General features: G+C 71.6%; 15 protein-coding genes and 1 pseudogene. 11 read left to right on the top strand and 5 right to left on the bottom strand.

Annotated features, from left to right (window positions below):
- The first annotated feature begins 6 nt into the window (after nt 1-6).
- Both AC3WLB_RS16815 and AC3WLB_RS16810 read left to right on the top strand, forming a co-directional pair.
- Nucleotides 7-1,275 (top strand): mannosyltransferase family protein, encoded by a 1,269-nt coding sequence (locus AC3WLB_RS16815; protein ID WP_492507929.1) that lies wholly within the window; start codon nt 7-9, stop codon nt 1,273-1,275.
- Between the two features lie 46 nt (nt 1,276-1,321).
- Nucleotides 1,322-1,495, top strand: coding sequence for a DUF3117 domain-containing protein (locus AC3WLB_RS16810; protein WP_022897336.1), 174 nt, complete (start codon nt 1,322-1,324; stop codon nt 1,493-1,495).
- A gap of 79 nt (nt 1,496-1,574) precedes the next feature.
- Here AC3WLB_RS16810 and AC3WLB_RS16805 read toward each other — a convergent pair whose 3' ends face one another.
- Nucleotides 1,575-2,207 (bottom strand): O-methyltransferase, encoded by a 633-nt coding sequence (locus AC3WLB_RS16805; protein WP_492507926.1) that lies wholly within the window; start codon nt 2,205-2,207, stop codon nt 1,575-1,577.
- A 94-nt stretch (nt 2,208-2,301) separates the two neighbouring features.
- Between AC3WLB_RS16805 and AC3WLB_RS16800 the strand changes: the two are divergent.
- Nucleotides 2,302-2,601, top strand: a pseudogene (locus AC3WLB_RS16800) (twin-arginine translocase TatA/TatE family subunit); the annotation flags it as partial.
- 277 nt (nt 2,602-2,878) lie between these two features.
- Here AC3WLB_RS16800 and AC3WLB_RS16795 read toward each other — a convergent pair.
- Genes AC3WLB_RS16795 through AC3WLB_RS16780 form a run of 4 tightly spaced genes read right to left on the bottom strand, consistent with a single transcriptional unit; the run spans nt 2,879 to nt 6,861 of the window.
- On the bottom strand, nt 2,879-3,841 hold the full coding sequence (locus tag AC3WLB_RS16795) for a hypothetical protein (protein WP_492507924.1): 963 nt from the start codon (nt 3,839-3,841) through the stop codon (nt 2,879-2,881).
- A complete protein-coding gene (locus AC3WLB_RS16790; protein WP_492507922.1) occupies nt 3,838-5,007 on the bottom strand; it encodes a P-loop NTPase in 1,170 nt (389 codons plus the stop codon). Before AC3WLB_RS16790 ends, AC3WLB_RS16795 begins: the two co-directional genes overlap by 4 nt.
- Nucleotides 5,004-5,534 carry a DUF1003 domain-containing protein gene (locus AC3WLB_RS16785; protein WP_022895587.1) on the bottom strand — a complete coding sequence of 177 codons (531 nt, stop codon included), beginning with the start codon at nt 5,532-5,534 and terminating at the stop codon, nt 5,004-5,006. The genes AC3WLB_RS16790 and AC3WLB_RS16785 overlap by 4 nt, the downstream gene beginning before the upstream one ends.
- Nucleotides 5,521-6,861 carry a magnesium transporter MgtE N-terminal domain-containing protein gene (locus AC3WLB_RS16780; protein WP_492507919.1) on the bottom strand — a complete coding sequence of 447 codons (1,341 nt, stop codon included), beginning with the start codon at nt 6,859-6,861 and terminating at the stop codon, nt 5,521-5,523. Before AC3WLB_RS16780 ends, AC3WLB_RS16785 begins: the two co-directional genes overlap by 14 nt.
- Before the next feature lie 113 nt (nt 6,862-6,974).
- Here AC3WLB_RS16780 and AC3WLB_RS16775 point away from each other — a divergent pair, with 113 nt between their 5' ends.
- The 8 genes from AC3WLB_RS16775 to AC3WLB_RS16740 all read left to right on the top strand — a co-directional run bounded on the left by AC3WLB_RS16775 (nt 6,975) and on the right by AC3WLB_RS16740 (nt 17,072).
- Nucleotides 6,975-7,472: a general stress protein gene (locus AC3WLB_RS16775; protein ID WP_022895585.1), complete on the top strand. Its 498-nt coding sequence runs from the start codon at nt 6,975-6,977 to the stop codon at nt 7,470-7,472.
- Between the two features lie 131 nt (nt 7,473-7,603).
- Nucleotides 7,604-8,989: a type 2 periplasmic-binding domain-containing protein gene (locus AC3WLB_RS16770; protein ID WP_492507917.1), complete on the top strand. Its 1,386-nt coding sequence runs from the start codon at nt 7,604-7,606 to the stop codon at nt 8,987-8,989.
- Nucleotides 8,990-8,995: 6 nt separating this feature from the next.
- A complete protein-coding gene (locus tag AC3WLB_RS16765) occupies nt 8,996-10,006 on the top strand; it encodes an ABC transporter permease subunit (protein WP_022895583.1) in 1,011 nt (336 codons plus the stop codon).
- The gene (locus tag AC3WLB_RS16760) at nt 10,003-10,911 is read left to right on the top strand and encodes a carbohydrate ABC transporter permease (RefSeq protein ID WP_492507915.1); all 909 of its coding nucleotides are present in this window, start codon (nt 10,003-10,005) and stop codon (nt 10,909-10,911) included. Before AC3WLB_RS16765 ends, AC3WLB_RS16760 begins: the two co-directional genes overlap by 4 nt.
- The gene (locus AC3WLB_RS16755) at nt 10,908-12,050 is read left to right on the top strand and encodes an N-acetylglucosamine kinase (RefSeq protein WP_492507913.1); all 1,143 of its coding nucleotides are present in this window, start codon (nt 10,908-10,910) and stop codon (nt 12,048-12,050) included. Before AC3WLB_RS16760 ends, AC3WLB_RS16755 begins: the two co-directional genes overlap by 4 nt.
- On the top strand, nt 12,047-13,315 hold the full coding sequence (locus AC3WLB_RS16750) for a 6-phospho-beta-glucosidase (protein WP_492507911.1): 1,269 nt from the start codon (nt 12,047-12,049) through the stop codon (nt 13,313-13,315). The genes AC3WLB_RS16755 and AC3WLB_RS16750 overlap by 4 nt, the downstream gene beginning before the upstream one ends.
- On the top strand, nt 13,312-15,162 hold the full coding sequence (locus AC3WLB_RS16745) for a hypothetical protein (RefSeq protein ID WP_492507909.1): 1,851 nt from the start codon (nt 13,312-13,314) through the stop codon (nt 15,160-15,162). The genes AC3WLB_RS16750 and AC3WLB_RS16745 overlap by 4 nt, the downstream gene beginning before the upstream one ends.
- Nucleotides 15,159-17,072 (top strand): MBL fold metallo-hydrolase, encoded by a 1,914-nt coding sequence (locus AC3WLB_RS16740; protein WP_492507907.1) that lies wholly within the window; start codon nt 15,159-15,161, stop codon nt 17,070-17,072. Before AC3WLB_RS16745 ends, AC3WLB_RS16740 begins: the two co-directional genes overlap by 4 nt.
- Nucleotides 17,073-17,080: the final 8 nt, after the last annotated feature.

Genomic DNA, 17,080 nt, shown 5'->3' with positions numbered 1-17,080 from the left:
TCGCCCGTGTCACAGCAGCTGGCCGACGCATCCGGTGCGCGGTCGTCGAACCTCGGAGCTTCGAGCTCCGAGGTGCCGCGCCGGCGGCCGTCGCGCCTGCTGCTGCGTTACCGGATGACGCCGTGGTGGCTCCGCGTCATTGCGGTGTTCGCCCTCTCCCGGGTCGTGACGACGGTGATCGTGCTGCTCTTCGCGCGGGCGCAGGGCGCGAATCCGTGGACCGGGCCGAACCCGCCGTACCTCAGCTACGCCGCCATCTGGGACGGCAACTGGTACAAGATCATCTCGTTCTACGGCTACCCCGCGCAGCTGCCGATCACCGCCGACGGGCACGTGGGAGAAAACGCCTGGGCGTTCATGCCGGGCTACCCGTTCCTGGTGGAGGGCATCCGCTTCGTCACGGGCGCGCGCTGGGAGCTGATCGCGGTGACGGTCTCGGTGGCCTGTGCACTCGGTGCCGCGCTGGTGTTCTACCGGCTGATGCGGCACGTGCTGAACGACTCGAACGCCGCCCTGTTCAGCGTGGTGCTGTTCTGTGTGGCGCCGCTGTCGCCCCTGTTCCAATTCGCGTACGCGGAGTCGATGTCGCTGCTGCTGCTTGTGAGCGCCCTCTACCTCGTGGTCACCCGGCGCTACGGCTGGGTGTTCCCGATCGTCGTGGTGATGGCTCTCACGCGACCGTCCGGGCTCGCCTTCGCCCTGTTCGTGGGGCTTCATCTCGTGCATCGCTTCGTGGTGCGGCGGAGCGACCCGTTCCCGGTGCGCGACCGGGTGGTGAGTGTCGCCCTCGCCGCGTTCAGCGCCTTCATGGGTGTCGTCTGGCCGCTCGCGGCCTGGATCGGCACCGGGTCGATGACCGCGTACACCGACACCGAGCTGGCCTGGCGGGCGGCCTACATCGGCTACGGCGAACTCGTGCCGTTCACGGCGTGGTTCCAGGGCGGCAACTGGTGGCTCGGTGAGCCGTGGGGTGCGATCGTCGTGATCCTGCTCATCCTGGGCTTCACGGTGTTCCTGTTCCTCCGGCCCGTGAAACGTCTCGGCGTCGATCTGCGGCTGTGGCTGGCCAGCTACGCCCTCTACCTCCTCGCCGTGTTCTTCCCGCAGTCGAGCACCTTCCGGTTGCTCATGCCGCTGTTCCCGGCGCTCGGCGCCCTCGCCCTGCCGCGCTCGAAGGTGTACCGGGTCGCGGTGGTGCTCGTGTGCATCGCGGGCCAGGTGGGCTGGCTGGCCATCGCCTGGGGGGTCGACGGCCGCGACTGGACACCCCCGTGACGCCCGACCTGCGATAATGGAGAGGACACCACGAAAGGGGAGCCGAATGGCCGCCATGAAACCCAGGACCGGAGACGGACCGATGGAGGCAGTGAAAGAAGGACGCCTCATCATCGTGCGAGTGCCACTGGAGGGCGGGGGCCGCCTCGTCGTCTCCGTGAACGACGCGGAGGCGAAAGAACTTCACGACGCACTCGCCGGGGTGGTCAACCCCGCTTAGGCGAGTCGCTCTCGACGACCTCGGTGCCCGGCACCGGGGTCGTCGGCGTTAAGCACTCGAGCGGCTGTTGCCGCGGCTCTCAGCTGACGATCTTGGTGACCTGCAGCAGGCCGTCGCCGGCGGGGGAGAGCGCCACGAGCACCGCGTCCGACGCCGAGAGTTCACTGATGAGGGTGCGGAAGTCGCCCACGGTGTCGCCGCGCTGGGCGGGATCGGCCACCTTGTCCTTCCAGAGCGCGTGCGGCACGAGCACGGTGCCGCCCCGGCGCACGAGCCGCAGGGCGTGCTCGACGTACTCGATCACCGACGCCGCGTCGGCGTCGACCAGCACGAGGTCGTAGGAGTTCTCGTTGAGCCGCGGGAGCACCTCGCCCGCCCGGCCGGTGATGAGACGGATGCGGTTGGCCGGCACCTTCGCCTCGAGCAGAGCCGCGCGCGCCACCTGCTGGTGCTCGAGCTCGGTGTCGATGGACGTGATGGTGGCCTCGGGTGCGCCCCGGAGCATCCAGAGCGCCGACACGCCGAGGCCGGTGCCGATCTCGACGATCGATCGCGCCGCGGTGGCGGCGGCGATCACGGCGAGCTGGCTGCCGATGGCGGGCGCGACCGACTCCACCCCGACCTCGGCCGCGTGCGCGCGCGCCGCGACGATCTGCGGGGTCTCGACGACGATGTCGTCGGCGTACTTCCAACTGGATTCTTTGCGTGACACGGTGGGCCTCCGCAGCCAGCTTAGGCATCCGCCGCCCCGAGGCCGGGAGCCACGCCCCACAGCCGGCTCTCGGCGACGGCTGTATGATTTCAGGGTGTTCGGGTTGACCTTTGAGAAGCTCCTGTTGATCGGTGTGATCGCGGTCTTCGTTCTGGGGCCCGAACGGTTGCCCGGGTACGCCGCCAAGCTGGCACAGCTGGTGCGCACGGTCCGTGACATGGCCAACGGGGCCAAGGAGCGGATGAAGGACGAGATGGGCCCCGACTTCGACGACGTCGACTGGAAGAAGCTCGATCCGCGTCAGTACGACCCGCGCCGAATCATCCGTGAGGCGCTGCTCGACGACGAACCGGCCACCCCCGCCGTGCGGCCGGTCACCCGGGAGCCCGGCGCCACCCGGCCGGAGCCGGCGTACCTGCAGCACAAGGCGAAGTCGGCGGGCGGGCCGGTGCCCGTGGCGGGCAGCGAGGCCGCCGGGGCCGCCGCGGCGGGTGCTGCTGGCGCAGCGGCCGCCGGCGTTGCGGGCGCGGCTGGAGCAGGCGCAGCAAGCGCGGAAGGCTACGTCGAGGGCGTGGCGGCAGGCGTCTCAGCAGACGCCCCGGCACCCGCAGAGGCTGTCGCGGGCTACGACTCCGAGGCCACCTGAGCCCGGTCGCGTGCGCGGCACCCGGTCACGGGGCCGTGGCGAAGCCGCAGTGCGCGGCGATGAAGTCGTAGAGCGCGAGGCGAAGCGCAGCGCTCGGCGACACCGAGACCGTGCCGCTCGGCCCGCCAGCCACGCCGACCACCACCGGGAGCACCGTTCCCCGCTTGTCCTCGGCGATCGCGTGCGGATCGCAGCGGGCCGGCACGGCGTCGAGCACGAACTCCCGCGCCGGATCGCCGCCGGACACGGTCGCGTCGAGGGGCCAGGTGGTGCCCTGTACCGGCTGGAGCAGGATGGTGAACCGCACCTCGTCGAGGTCGAGCGTGCCGGTGCCACCGGTGGGCTCGACGTGGAGCCGCAGGTGCGCCACCGAGTCGCCGCCCGTGCCCGTCACCTCGAGATCGTCGTCGAGCCGCAGCGTCGCCACGGCGGCCACGGCCTCGTCGACGCAGTCCTCCCCGGCGATCCGCGGCAGCACGCCGAACGGATCGGCCGGCTCGCCCGTCACCTCCCGTCGAGCCCCGGATGCGTCGGTGACGGTGATCGTGACGCTCGGCGTCGCCCCGGCCGGCAGCGGGCACACGGCCGCGGGCAACGGCACGGGGAGCTGTCGCGTGAGCCCGGCCGGCACCTCGACCGACGTCGTCTTCGTGTAGTCGGCCGGGGCGGCGAACTGTGGTGACTCGAACCGTGCACCGACGACCGTGATCGGCGTCGTGGTCTCGTTCGTCACCGACAGCTGGAGCACCCGGGTGGCGTAGTCGGGCCGATTCTGCAGCACCGCTAATCCGAGGCCGTCGACGACCATGGGTGCGGCGGGGGTGGAACTCGGCGAGGGGGCCGACGGATGCGGTGACACCGAGTTCGCGGGTGCGGGCGACTCGACCCCCGTGCATCCGGCGAGGTCGAGGACCACGACGACGGCGACGACGGCGGCCAGGGCGGCGACGGACCCGCGAGCCCGAGCCCACCGCCGCGACGTGGTCATCGCGGCGAGAGGCCGAGCTTGCGGCCGGCCAGGTCGCGGCCGCGGTGCGCCAGCCGGCCGGCGACCGCACGGATGGCCGCACTCGCCGGGTCGGCAGGATCGGCCAGCACCACCGGCGCGCCGGCGTCGCCGCCCGAGCGCAGCGCGACGCTGATCGGCACCGATGCCAGCAGCGGCACCTCGGTGCCCTGGCGGGCAGTGAGTCGCTCCGCGACATCCGCTCCACCGCCCGCTCCGAAGATGTCGAGCACGCTGCCGTCGGGGGCGACGAAGCCCGCCATGTTCTCGATCACGCCGTACACGTGCTGGCCGGTCTGCATGGCCACGAGGCCCGAGCGCTCCGCGACGTCGGCGGCCGCGGCCTGCGGAGTGGTGAGCACGATCACCTCGGCGTTCGGCAGCAGCTGCCCGATCGAGATGGCCACGTCGCCCGTGCCCGGCGGCAGATCGAGCAGCAGCACGTCGAGGTCGCCGAAGTACACGTCGGTGAGGAACTGGTTGATCGTGCGGTGCAGCATCGGACCACGCCAGGCGACGGCGCCGCCGGTGCTCGAGGCCTGCTCGGGGTCGATGAACATGCCGATGGAGATGACCTTCACCCCGAACGCCACCGGCGGCAGGATCATGTCGTCGACGCGGGTGGGGCGGGCGGCCACGCCGTTCTCGTCGACGAGCCCCAGGATGCCCGGGATCGAGAACCCGTACACGTCGGCGTCGATGAGCCCCACCGACAGGCCTTCGGCGGCCAGCGCCACCGCGAGGTTCGCGGTGAGGGTCGACTTGCCGACGCCGCCCTTGCCGCTCGTCACGGCGTAGACCCGGGTCAGCGAGCCGGGCCCGAACGGCATGGTGCGCTGCCCAGGGCCCCGCAGTCTCGCGGTCAGCTCGGCGCGCTCCTCCTTCGTCATCACCGAGACGTCGACCCGCACGCCCGCGACGCCCGGCACCGCCGCAGCGGCCGCCCGGACGTCGCCTTCGATGGTGGCGGCGGCCGGGCATCCGACGATCGTGAGCTTCAGGCCGATCTCGGCCTCACCGGCCTCGGTCACCTCGACCCGGCCCACCATGTCGAGCTCGGTGATGGGCTTGCGGATCTCGGGGTCGATCACCCGGCCCAGCGCGCCGCGCACGGCGTCGGCGAGACCCGCTGACGGCACGACGGTCACTCGCCTGGCTTGCCCGGCGCGGGCCGGTCTCGGTCGAGCTCCTCGAGCAGGGAACGCAGCTCGGCCCGGATGAACTCCTTGCTCGCCATGTCCTGCAGCGCCAGGCGGAGTGCCACGACCTCCCGCGCGAGGTACTCGGTGTCGGCGAGGTTGCGCTCGGCGCGCTGCCGGTCCTGCTCGAACTGCACCCGGTCGCGGTCGTCCTGCCGGTTCTGCGCGAGCAGGATGAGCGGGGCCGCGTAGGAGGCCTGGAGCGAGAGGATGAGGGTGAGCGCCGTGAAGCCGATCGCCGCGGAGTCGAAGCGCCAGGCCTCGGGGCCGAAGGTGTTGAAGATCATCCAGACCACCACGAACAGCGTGAGCCCGAAGAGGAACCAGGGCGTGCCCATCGCGCGGGCGATGGCCTCGGTGAGGCGGCCGAAGCGGTCGCGGCTCGGCGCGGCCACCGACCGCCGGGGGAGCACTCCGGTGCGGCGGCCCTTGGGGGCGTCGAGCGCGTTGTCCTGGGCGTTGTTACGACGTGCCATTGCTGGTCCTCCTTCCGCGGTTCATCAGTCGCGGCGCTCCGGTCTGCGCTCGCGTCGGCGTGCGATTCGGCGCCGGTCGGGGCGCGTCGTCATCGCTGTCGTTACTTCGCCAGTCGTCAGGCAGGAGGTAGTCGAGGACATCGTCAATGGTCACCACCCCGACCAGTCGGTGGTTGTCGTCGACAACCGGCACGGAGACGAGGTTGTAGCTGGCCAGGATGCGCGACACCTCGGCCGCGCTCGTGTCGGCCGTGACGGGCTCGAGGCCCTGGTCGAGGATGGTGCCGAGCCGCTCGTGCGGCGGGTAGCGGAGCATCCGCTGGAAGTGCACCATGCCGAGGAATCGGCCGGTCGGCGGCTCGTAGGGCGGCAGCGTGACGCAGATCGCGGCGCCCAGAGCGGGTGCCAGCTCGTGCCGGCGGATGAGGGCGAGACCCTCGGCCACGGTGGCGTCGGCCGACACGATGATGGGCTCGGTCGTCATCAGGCCACCGGCGGTGTCGGGGGCGTAGGCGAGCAGCATGCGCACGTCGTCGGCCTCCTCGGGCTGCATCAGCTCGAGGAGGTGCTCGCCGCGCTCCTCCGAGAGCTGCGCGATGAGGTCGGCCGCGTCGTCGGGCTGCATCTGGTCGAGCACGTCGGCCGCGCGGTCGTCGTCGAGCTGGGCGAGGATCTCGACCTGCTCGCTCTCGGGCATCTCCTCGAGCACGTCGGCCAGCCGGTCGTCGGGCAGCTCTTCGGCCACCTCGAGCATGCGGGCCTGGGGGAGATCGAGCAGGGTGTTGGCGAGGTCGGCGGGCTTCAGGTCGCTGTAGGTGGCGATCAGCTGCTCGGCCGACTGCGCCTGACCCACCGCGGTCTTCTCGCGCACGTCGCTCCAGTTGGCGAACACGGTCGCGCCCTTCGCGAAGGGGGAGGAACTCGTCTTGGGCCGGCGCACGAACAGCTGGGCCACCGCCCACTCGCCCGGGCCGAACTCCTCGATCGCCACGTCTTCGATGGTGGCCTGCCCGGAGCCGTCGGCGAACACGACGGTGCGGCCGAGCAGCTCGGCGATGACCCGCACCTCGCCGCCCCGCTGCTCGAAGCGTCGCACGTTGATGAGGCCGGTCGTGATGATCTGCCCGCTCGAGATGCTCGTGACGCGCCCGATCGACACGAACACGCGGCGCCGCCCCGGGATCTCGACGATGAGCCCGACGACGCGCGGCGGATCGCTCTTGCGGTACACCACGAGCACGTCGCGCACCTTGCCGAGCCGGTCGCCGGCGGGGTCGAAGACGGTGCACCCCGCCAATCGGGCGACGAAGACTCTGGTGGCACTCACATGACTAACTTAGACCTTCGAGGAGGGTGGAAGCCGGGGCGCCACCCCCGGCGGTGCCAGGCCTGCTCCCGGCCGCCCAGGCGCCGTCGAGGTGCCCGTGGGAGAATGAGCGGATGACCGACCGACCGCCGTTCGCCCGTCGCGGTCTGCCGCGCGAGCCCGCCATCCCACGTGGCGAAGTCGTGGCCACCTTCGACAGCTACCAGCAGGCGCAGGCGGCCGTCGACCGGCTGGCGCGGGAGGAGTTCCCGCTGAAGGAGGTCTCGATCGTCGGCAGCGACCTCCGGAGCGTCGAGCGGGTGACCGGCAAGCTGAGCTACGGCCGGGCGGCCCTTGCTGGCGCTCTCTCGGGGCTGTGGATCGGGCTGTTCTTCGGGTTGCTGCTCGTGCTGCTGTCGCCGGGCGGTGCGACGCCACTGTTCATCGGTGCCGCGGCCCTCATCGGTGCCGGGTTCGGCATGTTCTTCAACATCGCCGTCTACGGCCTCGGTCGTCGTCGGCGCGACTTCACCTCGGTGATGCAGGTGATCGCCACCTCCTACTCGGTGATCGTGGGCCCCGAGCACGCCAACCGGGCACGCAACCTGCTCGACGCCCCACCGGCGCCCTGATCGGGCGCCCCTCGGGCTCTGGTATCGATTCCACAGCGATTGCGGGTTGACGTTGGGAACAAGTGTGGGTACGTTCTCACATAGCACCTGACAGCGTCGGCTGGTCGACGCACGACACCGGGAGACATTCAATGAAGAAGCACCTTGCGCCGTGGGCCGTCCTGGCCGTCGCCGCAGCGCTCACCCTCAGTTCCTGTGCCACCGGCACCGGTTCGAAGGGCGACGCCGACGTGACCTACGACCCGAACGCCACGCTGAGCGGTGATCTGCAGGTCATGGGCTTCGGCGCCACCGACGAGATCGCGACCACCCGGCTCGACCGCACGGAGCAGGCGCTCGGGGACGGCGTCAAGGTGTCGCTCATCGAGGGCGACCTCGACATCCAGCAGTTCCTCTCCGCCGTCGCTTCGGGCAAGCCGCCGGAGCTGCTCTACGTCGACCGCAACAAGCTGGGCTCGCTCGCGGCGCGCGGAGCGATCATCCCCCTCGACAAGTGCATCGAGGGCGAGGGCATCGACACCTCGCAGTTCGTGGAGTCGGCGCTCGACCAGGTGACGCTCGACGGCACGGTCTACGGCATCCCCGAGTTCAACACGGTGCAGCTCACCATGGCCGACAAGTCGCTGCTGGACGCCGCGGGGCTCACGATCGACGACGTCAACGGCTCGAACTGGGATGCCATGGCGGCGGCGAACACGGCACTGATGAAGACCGACGGCGGAAAGCTGTCGGTGATCGGCGTCGACAGCAAGCTGCCCGAGTTCCTCCCGCTGTGGGCCAAGGCGAACGGCGCCGACCTCATCTCGGCCGACGGCAAGACGGCCCAGCTGAACTCACCCGAGGTGGTGCAGGCACTCGAGTACGCCGTGGGCATCTACGACGCGCAGGGCGGCTTCAGCGCCGTCAAGGCCTTCCGTGACTCGGCCGACTTCTTCGGAGCCGGCAACCAGTACGCCACGAACCAGCTCGGCGCGATGCCGATGGAGCAGTGGTACCTCAACGTGCTGAACGACGTGTCGCCCGAGGCGACGGTGGAGTTCGACACCTTCCGCGACACCTCCGGCGAGCCGCTCGCGTTCTCGACCGGGCAGGCCTGGGCCATCCCCTCGGGCACCAAGAACCCGGCCGCGGCGTGCCGCTTCGCCAAGACCATGACCGACGTGGACAGCTGGGTCGCCGCTGCACAGGCCCGGGTCGACGCCCGCGCGGCCGACGGCAAGGCGTTCACCGGCCTCCTCACCGCCAACTCGGCCGCCGACGCGAAGGTCAAGGAGCTCGTCACCTCGAGCGGTGACGCGAAGTGGGACGACGGGGTCGCCGCCATGTACGAGGCGAACGACCACACCTTCAGCCTCCCCGCGAACCCCGCCGACCAGGAGTTCACCACCGCGTGGCAGGACGCCGTCAACCGCGTGCTGAACGGGCAGGCCGACCCGCAGTCCTCACTCGACCAGGCGCAGGACGAGGCGCAGAAGGCACTCGACAAGGCCTGGGCCGACCTGCAGGGCGAGGGCTGATCGCCCTTGGCCACCACGACCGGCCTCGCCGCGGTCACCGCGACCGGCCCCGGCGCCTCCGAGGGGCGCCGGGGCCGGGGCGCGCGCCCGGAGCCGCCGCTGACGCCGGGCCGACGCCGGGCCCGACGGCGCAACACGATCGCGGCCATCCTGTTCATCAGCCCGTGGATCGTCGGCTTCCTCGTCTTCACGCTGTGGCCCATGATCTACAGCGCCTACCTGTCGCTCACCGACTACGACGTCATCAACGACCCGGACTTCGTGGGCTTCGACAACTACGTGCAGCTGTTCCAAGACCCGAAGATCGCCCTGTCGCTCGGCAACACGCTGTTCTACACGGTCATCCAGGTGCCGCTGCACGTGCTGGTGGCGCTCGGCCTCGCGGTGCTCCTCAACCAGGCCGGGCGCCGGTCGTCAGGCTTCTTCCGCACGGTGTTCTTCCTCCCCAGGATGACGCCGCCGGTCGCCGTCGGCGTACTCTTCCTGCTGCTGTTCAACGGGCAGACCGGACTCATCAACACGGTGCTCGGCTGGGTGGGCATCCAAGGGCCGGCCTGGACGACCGATCCGGCCTGGGTGAAGCCGGGCCTCATTCTGATGAGCCTCTGGGCCGTCGGCTCGTCGGTCATCATCCTCTTGGCCGCCCTCCGCAACGTGCCGAACGAACTGTACGAGTCGGCCCGGATCGACGGCGCCGGATTCTGGCAGCAGACCCGCCGCATCACCGTGCCGTTGATCAGTCCGACGATCTTCTTCGTGGTGATCGTGAACACCATCGCGGCGTTCCAGACCTTCGACGAGGCCTACACGGCGTTCTTCGGCGCGGGCAACACGACCTACAGCAACGACGCCGCGCTGTTCTACGTGATCTACCTCTTCCAGCAGGGCTTCCAGTTCCTGCACATGGGGTACGCGTCGGCGATGGCCTGGGTGCTCTTCGTCATCATCATGGCGATCACGGGCATCCAGGTGCTCGTGTCGCGCCGCTTCGTCTACTACGAGGGGGACCAGTCGTGACGACCACGATCCCGGCCACGAGCCCGACTCCGACCGCGGTGCCGGCTCCGGCTCCCGCCCAGGGCCGCGCCCGCAAGCGCGTGCGCGTGGGCCGCATCGTCTCGGTGGCCCTGCTGGCGGTCTTCGCGGTGGTGTTCATCTACCCGTTCGTGTGGCTGATCAGCGCGTCGTTCAAGCCGCGCACGGATGTGTTCGACAACCTGCTCATCCCGAAGGACATCACCTTCCAGAACTACATCGACGTCTGGCAGACGGCGCCGATGGGGTTGTGGCTGGCGAACTCCGCCTTCGTGGCGATCCTGGCGGCGGGCACGGTCACGATCTCGAGCGCGATGGTGGCGTGGGGGTTCTCCTACTTCCGGTTCCGGGGCCGAAACGTGCTGTTCGGTCTCGTGATCGCCACGATGATGCTGCCGGGGGCGGTGACCCTCATCCCCACCTTCCTGATCTGGAACGGGCTCGGACAGGTGGGCACCCTCACCCCGCTCTGGGCGCAGAACCTCTTCGGCAGCGCGTTCTACATCTTCTTGCTGCGGCAGTTCTTCCTCGGGCTCCCGCGGGACCTGTTCGAGGCGGCGCGGATCGACGGCGCAGGCAACTGGCGCATCTTCACCCGCATCGCCATGCCGTTGTGCAAACCGGCCCTGATCGTGACGTTGCTGTTCGAGGTGCAGGCGTCATGGACCGACCTCATGCGCGGTCTCATCTACCTGCGCGACACGAACAGCTTCACCGTTCCCCGTGGTCTGAAGTCCTTGGTCGACGCGTTCGGCTTCGGCGGCGAGTGGCACTGGGAGATCATCGTCACCGCCAGCGTGATCACCACCATCCCGATGATCATCATCTTCTTCCTCGGCCAGAAGCACTTCGTGGAGGGGATCGCGACCACCGGTTCGAAGGGATGACGGGCAGCCATCTCGCGGTCGACGGCGGCAACTCCAAGACCGACGCCGTGCTGTTCGACTCGGCCGGCCGGCTGCTCGGCCGCGCCGTCGGCCCGGGCAGCGGCGGGGGAGCAGAGCACGTCGCCGCGGTGGTCGCGGAGCTCGCCGACGGGCTGCGGCGGATGCCCGTGCCGCACGCCGCGGCGCCCGCCACGGTCGTGTGCGCGGTCGCCGGGCTCGACTTCGCCGAGGACGCCGGTGCCTTCGAAGGCGCGCTCGCGGCCGTGTTCCCGGGGGCACGCGTCCGTGCCCTGAACGACGTCGAGGCGCTGCTGGGCGTGCTGGCTGCGCAGGGCGGCGGCGGAGACCGGGACGGGACCGGGCTCGTGCTCGTGAGTGGTGCCGGCGTCAACGCCGCCGCGCACGGACCGGGCGGCGTCGCGCGCGTGCCGGCTCTCGACTGGATCAGCGGCGACTGGGGCGGCGGCGATGCCATCGGCCGGGAGGCCGTGCGGGTCGCGAACCGCTCGGCCGACGGGCGCGGCCCGACGACGACGCTCGAGCCCGCCGTGCTCGACTGGTTCGGCGCCCCCGATTTCGTCGCGCTCGCGCGCGCCCTCCGTTACGACGCCCGCACGGCGGGGCGGGTGCCGGAGCTCGCCCGCGTGGTCTTCGAGCACGCGGCCGCCGGCGACGCGGTGGCCGGCGGAATCGTCGACCGGGCCGTCGATGAGCTGGTCGACCTCGCGGACGTCGTCACCCGGCGGGCGTGGGCGGGCGGACCCGTCCCTCCCGGAACGCCTGCGCTGCTCGCCGGCGGCACCTTCGGTGCCGACGTGCTTCGGGTCCCGGTCGTGGCGCGGCTCGCCGCCGCGGGTTTCGCACCCCGGCGGCTCAGCACTGCGCCGGTGCTCGGACCGGTGCAGAAGGCCGTCGATCTGGCCGGTCTCGACCGCGCGGTGCTGCCCGTGCTCGCCCGGGCGCTCGCCGCCGCGCCGGTCACGTCCGCACCTGGTCGAGCGGCCGGCCCGAGCGCCACATCGGGCCGGCCCTCGCCGTCCGGGCGGCCCTCGCCGACCGCCGCGCCCTCGCCATCCGGTTCGCCCGGCCCGGCCGACCGTTCCCACTCCACCCACCCGAAAGGCGTCAGTACTCCATGAAGATCACCGTGATCGGCGGCGGCTCGACCTACACACCCGAACTCGTCTCCGGCCTCTGGAACCAGCGCGATCGCCTCCGGGTCGACGAGCTGTGGCTGATGGACACCGACGCGGACCGCCTGGCGGTGGTCGGCGGGATGGTGCGCCGGATGCTCGCCCGCCAGGTCGCGCACGTCGCCGTCACGCTCACCGGCGACCGCGCCGCAGCCCTGGACGGCGCCGACCTCGTGCTCGTGCAGTTGCGGGTCGGCGGCCAGGCGGCGCGTCTGCGCGACGAGACCTTCCCGCTCGCCTGCGGCTGTGTCGGTCAGGAGACGACCGGCGCGGGTGGCCTGGCCAAGGCGCTCCGCACCGTGCCGGTCGTGCTCGACATCGCCGACGAGGCACGGCGGCGGGGAGCGCCGGAGGTGCGCGTCGTGGACTTCACCAACCCGGTCGGGATCGTCACCCGGGCCCTGCGGTCCGAGGGTCACGACGCCCTCGGTCTCTGCAACGTGTCGATCGGCATCCAGCGCTGGATCGCGAGCGAGCGCGGCATCGACCCGGCGCGGGTGGAGATCGACCCGATCGGCCTGAACCACCTGTCCTGGGTGCGGCAGATCCGCGTCGACGGGAGGGACGTGCTGCCCGAGATGATCGCCGAGCGCTCCGACGAGCTCGGCCGCCGGGGCGGCGTGCCGGGGGAGCTGATCCGGGATCTCGGTGTCCTGCCCTCGTACTACCTGAAGTACTACTACGCGCACGACGCGACCGTGCGGGAGCAGCGCCAGGCGCCACCGCGCGCCGAGGTGGTGGCGGGTGTGGAGGCGGAGCTGCTCGAGCTCTACCGCGACCCGGCCGTCGACACCAAGCCGCCGCAGTTGGCGCAGCGCGGCGGCGCCTACTACAGCGAGGCGGCCACGGCGCTGCTCGCGTCGCTGGTGGCCGGCACCGGCGACCTCCACGTTCTCGACGTTCCGAATGCCGGGACGATCGCCGGCCTCGCCGACGACGACGTGATCGAGACGCTGTGCCGGGTCGACGCCGACGGCGCGCACCCGCTGCCCCAGGCGCCGGTCGCGCCGGAGCTGCTGGGGCTGATCCAGGCCGTCAGCGCCTACGAGCGACTCGCGGTGCGGGCCGCGGTGAGCGGCGACCGGTCGCTCGTGCGCAAGGCGCTGCTCGCGCATCCGCTGATCGGCCAGTGGGAGCGGGTGGCCGCGCTCGAGGCGGGTCTGTTCGAGACCGGCGCCGCCCACCTCCACCGGTTCGCGGGCGCCGCGTGAGCGCCGGCACGAGCGAGGCGGTGGTGCTCACCGAGACGGCGGAGCGCATCCGCATCGAGGCGCCCGCCTACACGCTCGAGATCGCCGACCGCGACGAGCGCTTCGCCGAGACCCCGGTCGCGGTGCTGCGCGGCGCCGACGGGAGGGAATGGAGCACCCTCTCGTTGCTCAGCTCGGTGCACACCGTGGCCGCCGCCGATGAGACCCTCGAGGTGGCACCTCCCGAGGCGCGGCGGGAGCCCGACGGCGCGGTGCGCCTGGTCGTGCGCACCCGCAGCGCGGCGTGGGCGGAGCGCCGCATCGAGTTGCGCTGCACGCCCGACGCGATCGAGGTGGTGCTGCACGCCCGGACGCATCCGGATGCCCCCGCCCGTCTGACCGAGGTCACCGTGCTCGGTGGTGCCGCGTCGCTCCCGAGCGGTGCGAACGGGATGTTCCGCTCCTCGATCGGGTTCGCGAGCGTCTTCGTGCCGACCCCGACCGAGCCGGTGGCGTTCACCCGGCCGGCGCGCGCGGCCGCGGTGCTCGGTGTGGTGGGGGACGCCGACGCGGGCCGACTCAACGCCATCTTCACGCCCCCGCCGCTCGTCTTCGGTCTCGGTCGGACGGCTCCGGGTGGCGCCGCTGCTGCTCCGCGCGGGCAGCACCTCGGTGTCGGTCTGCGCGCGCCCGTCGACGAACTGCGGTTTCCCGCCCTGCACTACCGGCCCCTCGATGCCGGGTGGTCGCTCGCGTTCGACTACGAGGGCCACACGCGCGTCGCCGGCGACTGGTCGTCGCCGGTGATCGTGTTGCGCCCCGCCGACGACGGGTGGCGGGTGCTCGACGACCACCGCGCCGACCTCGACGCGCACGGGCTCGTGCCCGGGGCGCCGGCGCCAGCCGCCGAGTGGTGGACCGAGCCGCTGTTCTGCGGCTGGGGGGCGCAGTGCGCGCGTGCTGCCCGCGCGGCGCACGAGGCAGCCCTCGCCGGCGAGGAGACCGCGGTGGTCGCGGCGGCACCGGCCTTCGCGCGGCAGGGCGTCTACGACGACTTCCTGGCCCGTCTCACCGAGCATGACCTCGTGCCGGGCACGATCGTGATCGACGACCGGTGGCAGCGCGAGTACGGTCTCGGCACCGTCGACGAGGAGCACTGGCCCGACCTGGCCGGCTGGATCGCCGACCGCCACGCGGCCGGCCAGAAGGTGCTGCTGTGGTGGAAGGCGTGGGACCCGGAGGGGGTGCCGCCCGAGGAGTGCGTGACGGATGCGGCGGGTCGACCCGTGTGCGTCGACCCTGCGAACCCGGCCTACCGCGACCGGCTCACCGGCATCCTGCACCGGCTGCTCTCTCCCGGCGGCCTGAACGCCGACGGACTGAAGGTCGACTTCACGCAGCGCGGCCCGAGCGGGCGGTCGCTGCGGGCGCACGACGGGCCGTGGGGGATGGCGTCGCTGCACCTCCTGCTCGCGACGATCCACGGCGCGGCCCACGCGGCCAAGGGTGACGCGCTCGTCATCACGCACGCCATGCATCCGTCGTTCGGCGATGTGAGCGACATGGTGCGCCTCAACGACGTGCTGGCCTTCGACGCCGCCGGCGACCGGGTGCCGGTGGCCGAGCAGCTGCGGATGCGGCACGCCATCGTCTCCCGCGCCCTCCCCGGCCGGCCGATCGACACCGACCAATGGCCGATGCCCGATCGCGCGGAATGGCTGGAGTACGTGCGCGCCCAGGAGACGCTGGGCGTGCCGGCGCTGTACTATCTCGAGACCATGGACCGCTCCGACGAGGCGATCGGCGATGCCGACCTGGCGGAGGTGCGCGCCGGCTGGGCTCGCTACCGTGCGGGGCGGCGGCGATGAGCGGCCGGAGTGACGACGCCGGCGGGCCGGTCAGGGAGGTCGCCCGGGGGGTGTACCGCATCAGCGACAGCTGCGCGGTGTACCTCATCGTCGCCGACCGGCCCGATGGTGTCGAGCGGCCTGGCGGTGCCGACCGGGGCGGCGAGCGCACGGCGGTGGCGGTCGACTTCGGCACCGGCCGGGTGCTGGAGCACCTCGCCGAACTCGGCGTCGACCGCATCACCGACGTCGTGATGACCCACCACCACCGCGATCAGGCCCAGGGGCTGCCGCTCGCGGTCGCGCACGGCGCGGCGGTGCACGTGCCGCCGGTCGAGATCGAGCTGTTCACCGAGGTCGAGCAGCTCTGGGCCGGGCGGCAGCTCGCCAACGACTACAACCTGCGGCAGGACCGCTTCTCGCTCCTCAGCTCGGTGCCGGTGGCCGGCACCGTGCCCGAATACCGTCCCGCGCGATACGGCGGTGTCACGCTCACCGCCCTGCCCACGCCCGGCCACACCGTCGGCTCGGTCACCTACCTGCTCGAGCGCGACGGTGACCGGTTGGCGTTCACCGGCGACCTCGTCTACGCCCCCGGCAAGGTGTGGTCGCTCGCGGCGACCCAGTGGTCGTACTCGCACCATGAAGGCGCCGCCATGACGGTGCTGAGTTGCCTGCTGCTCGGCGACGAGCATCCGTCGCTGCTCCTCCCGTCGCACGGCGAACCGATGGCGGATGCTCCCGCCGCGCTCTCGGCGCTCGCCGACGCGATGCAGCGCTACGTTGACTCCCGGCGCTGGCACCCGTGGGACCTCGAGGAGCGGCTGCGCACGCCGTGGGTGGCGCTCACCCCGCACCTGCTGCTCAACCGTTCCAGCCTGAGCTGCTCCTACGCGGTGCTCTCCGACACCGGCGAGGCGCTGCTGATCGACTACGGCTACGACGTCACCACCGGCCTCGCCACCGGCACCGAGCGCGCGGCCCGCCGCCCGTGGCTCGCCTCGCTGCCGGCGCTCAAGCAGCAGTTCGGCGTCACCCGCGTCGCGGTCGCACTGCCCACCCACTACCACGACGACCACGTGGCGGGACTGCCCTTGCTGCGCGAGGTGGAGGGCACCGAACTGTGGGTGCCGGCCAATGTGGCGCCGGTACTCGCCGACCCGATGCGCTACGACCTGCCCTGCCTCTGGTTCGACCCCATCGCGGCCGATCGGGTGCTGCCGCTCGGCGAGACGGTGCGCTGGCACGAGCACCAGATCCGCGTGCACGAGCAACCCGGGCACACGCTGTTCGCGGCGGCGTTCGAACTCGAGGTCGACGGGGTGCGTGTGCTCTTCACCGGTGACCAGCAGGAGAACCTCGGCGTGCCCGGGGAGCGCCGCGAGATCCTCAACTACCAATACCGCAACCGGTTCCGCATCGACGACTACGTCGACAGCGCCGAGCTGTACCGGCGGGTCGCGCCCGGCCTCCTGCTCTCCGGCCACTGGGAGCCGCGCGAGGTCGAGGCCGGGTACGTCGACTACCTGGCGGAGGAGGGACGCTTCACGGCGGGCATCCACCGCGAACTGCTGCCCCTGCAGGAGTACGACGCCGGAGCGGACGGCGTGATCGCCCGGATCGAGCCGTACCGCTCCGAGGGACGGCCCGGCGACACGCTGCCGCTCACCATGTGGCTGCGCAATCCGCTGCCGGAGGGTGCCGCTGCGACGGTTCGGCTGGTCGCTCCGCTAGGCTGGCGCGCGACACCCGAGGTCGTGACCCGGGAGCTCGGAGCCGGTGAGCAGACGGAGGTCGCCTTCGACCTGCTGGTCGGCGACGGCGCATCCGGACGACTGCCGATCGCGGTCGACATCACCCTCGGCGAGCGTCGTCTCGGTCAGCAGGCGGAGGCAGTGGTGCAGGTACTGACCGGCGGACGACCGGCGTAGCGGGACGG

The organism is Herbiconiux sp. FW305-C-125 (assembly GCF_058783455.1).
The sequence above is the reverse complement of the archived record's forward strand: the minus strand, read 5'-3'. Positions and strand labels throughout refer to the sequence as shown.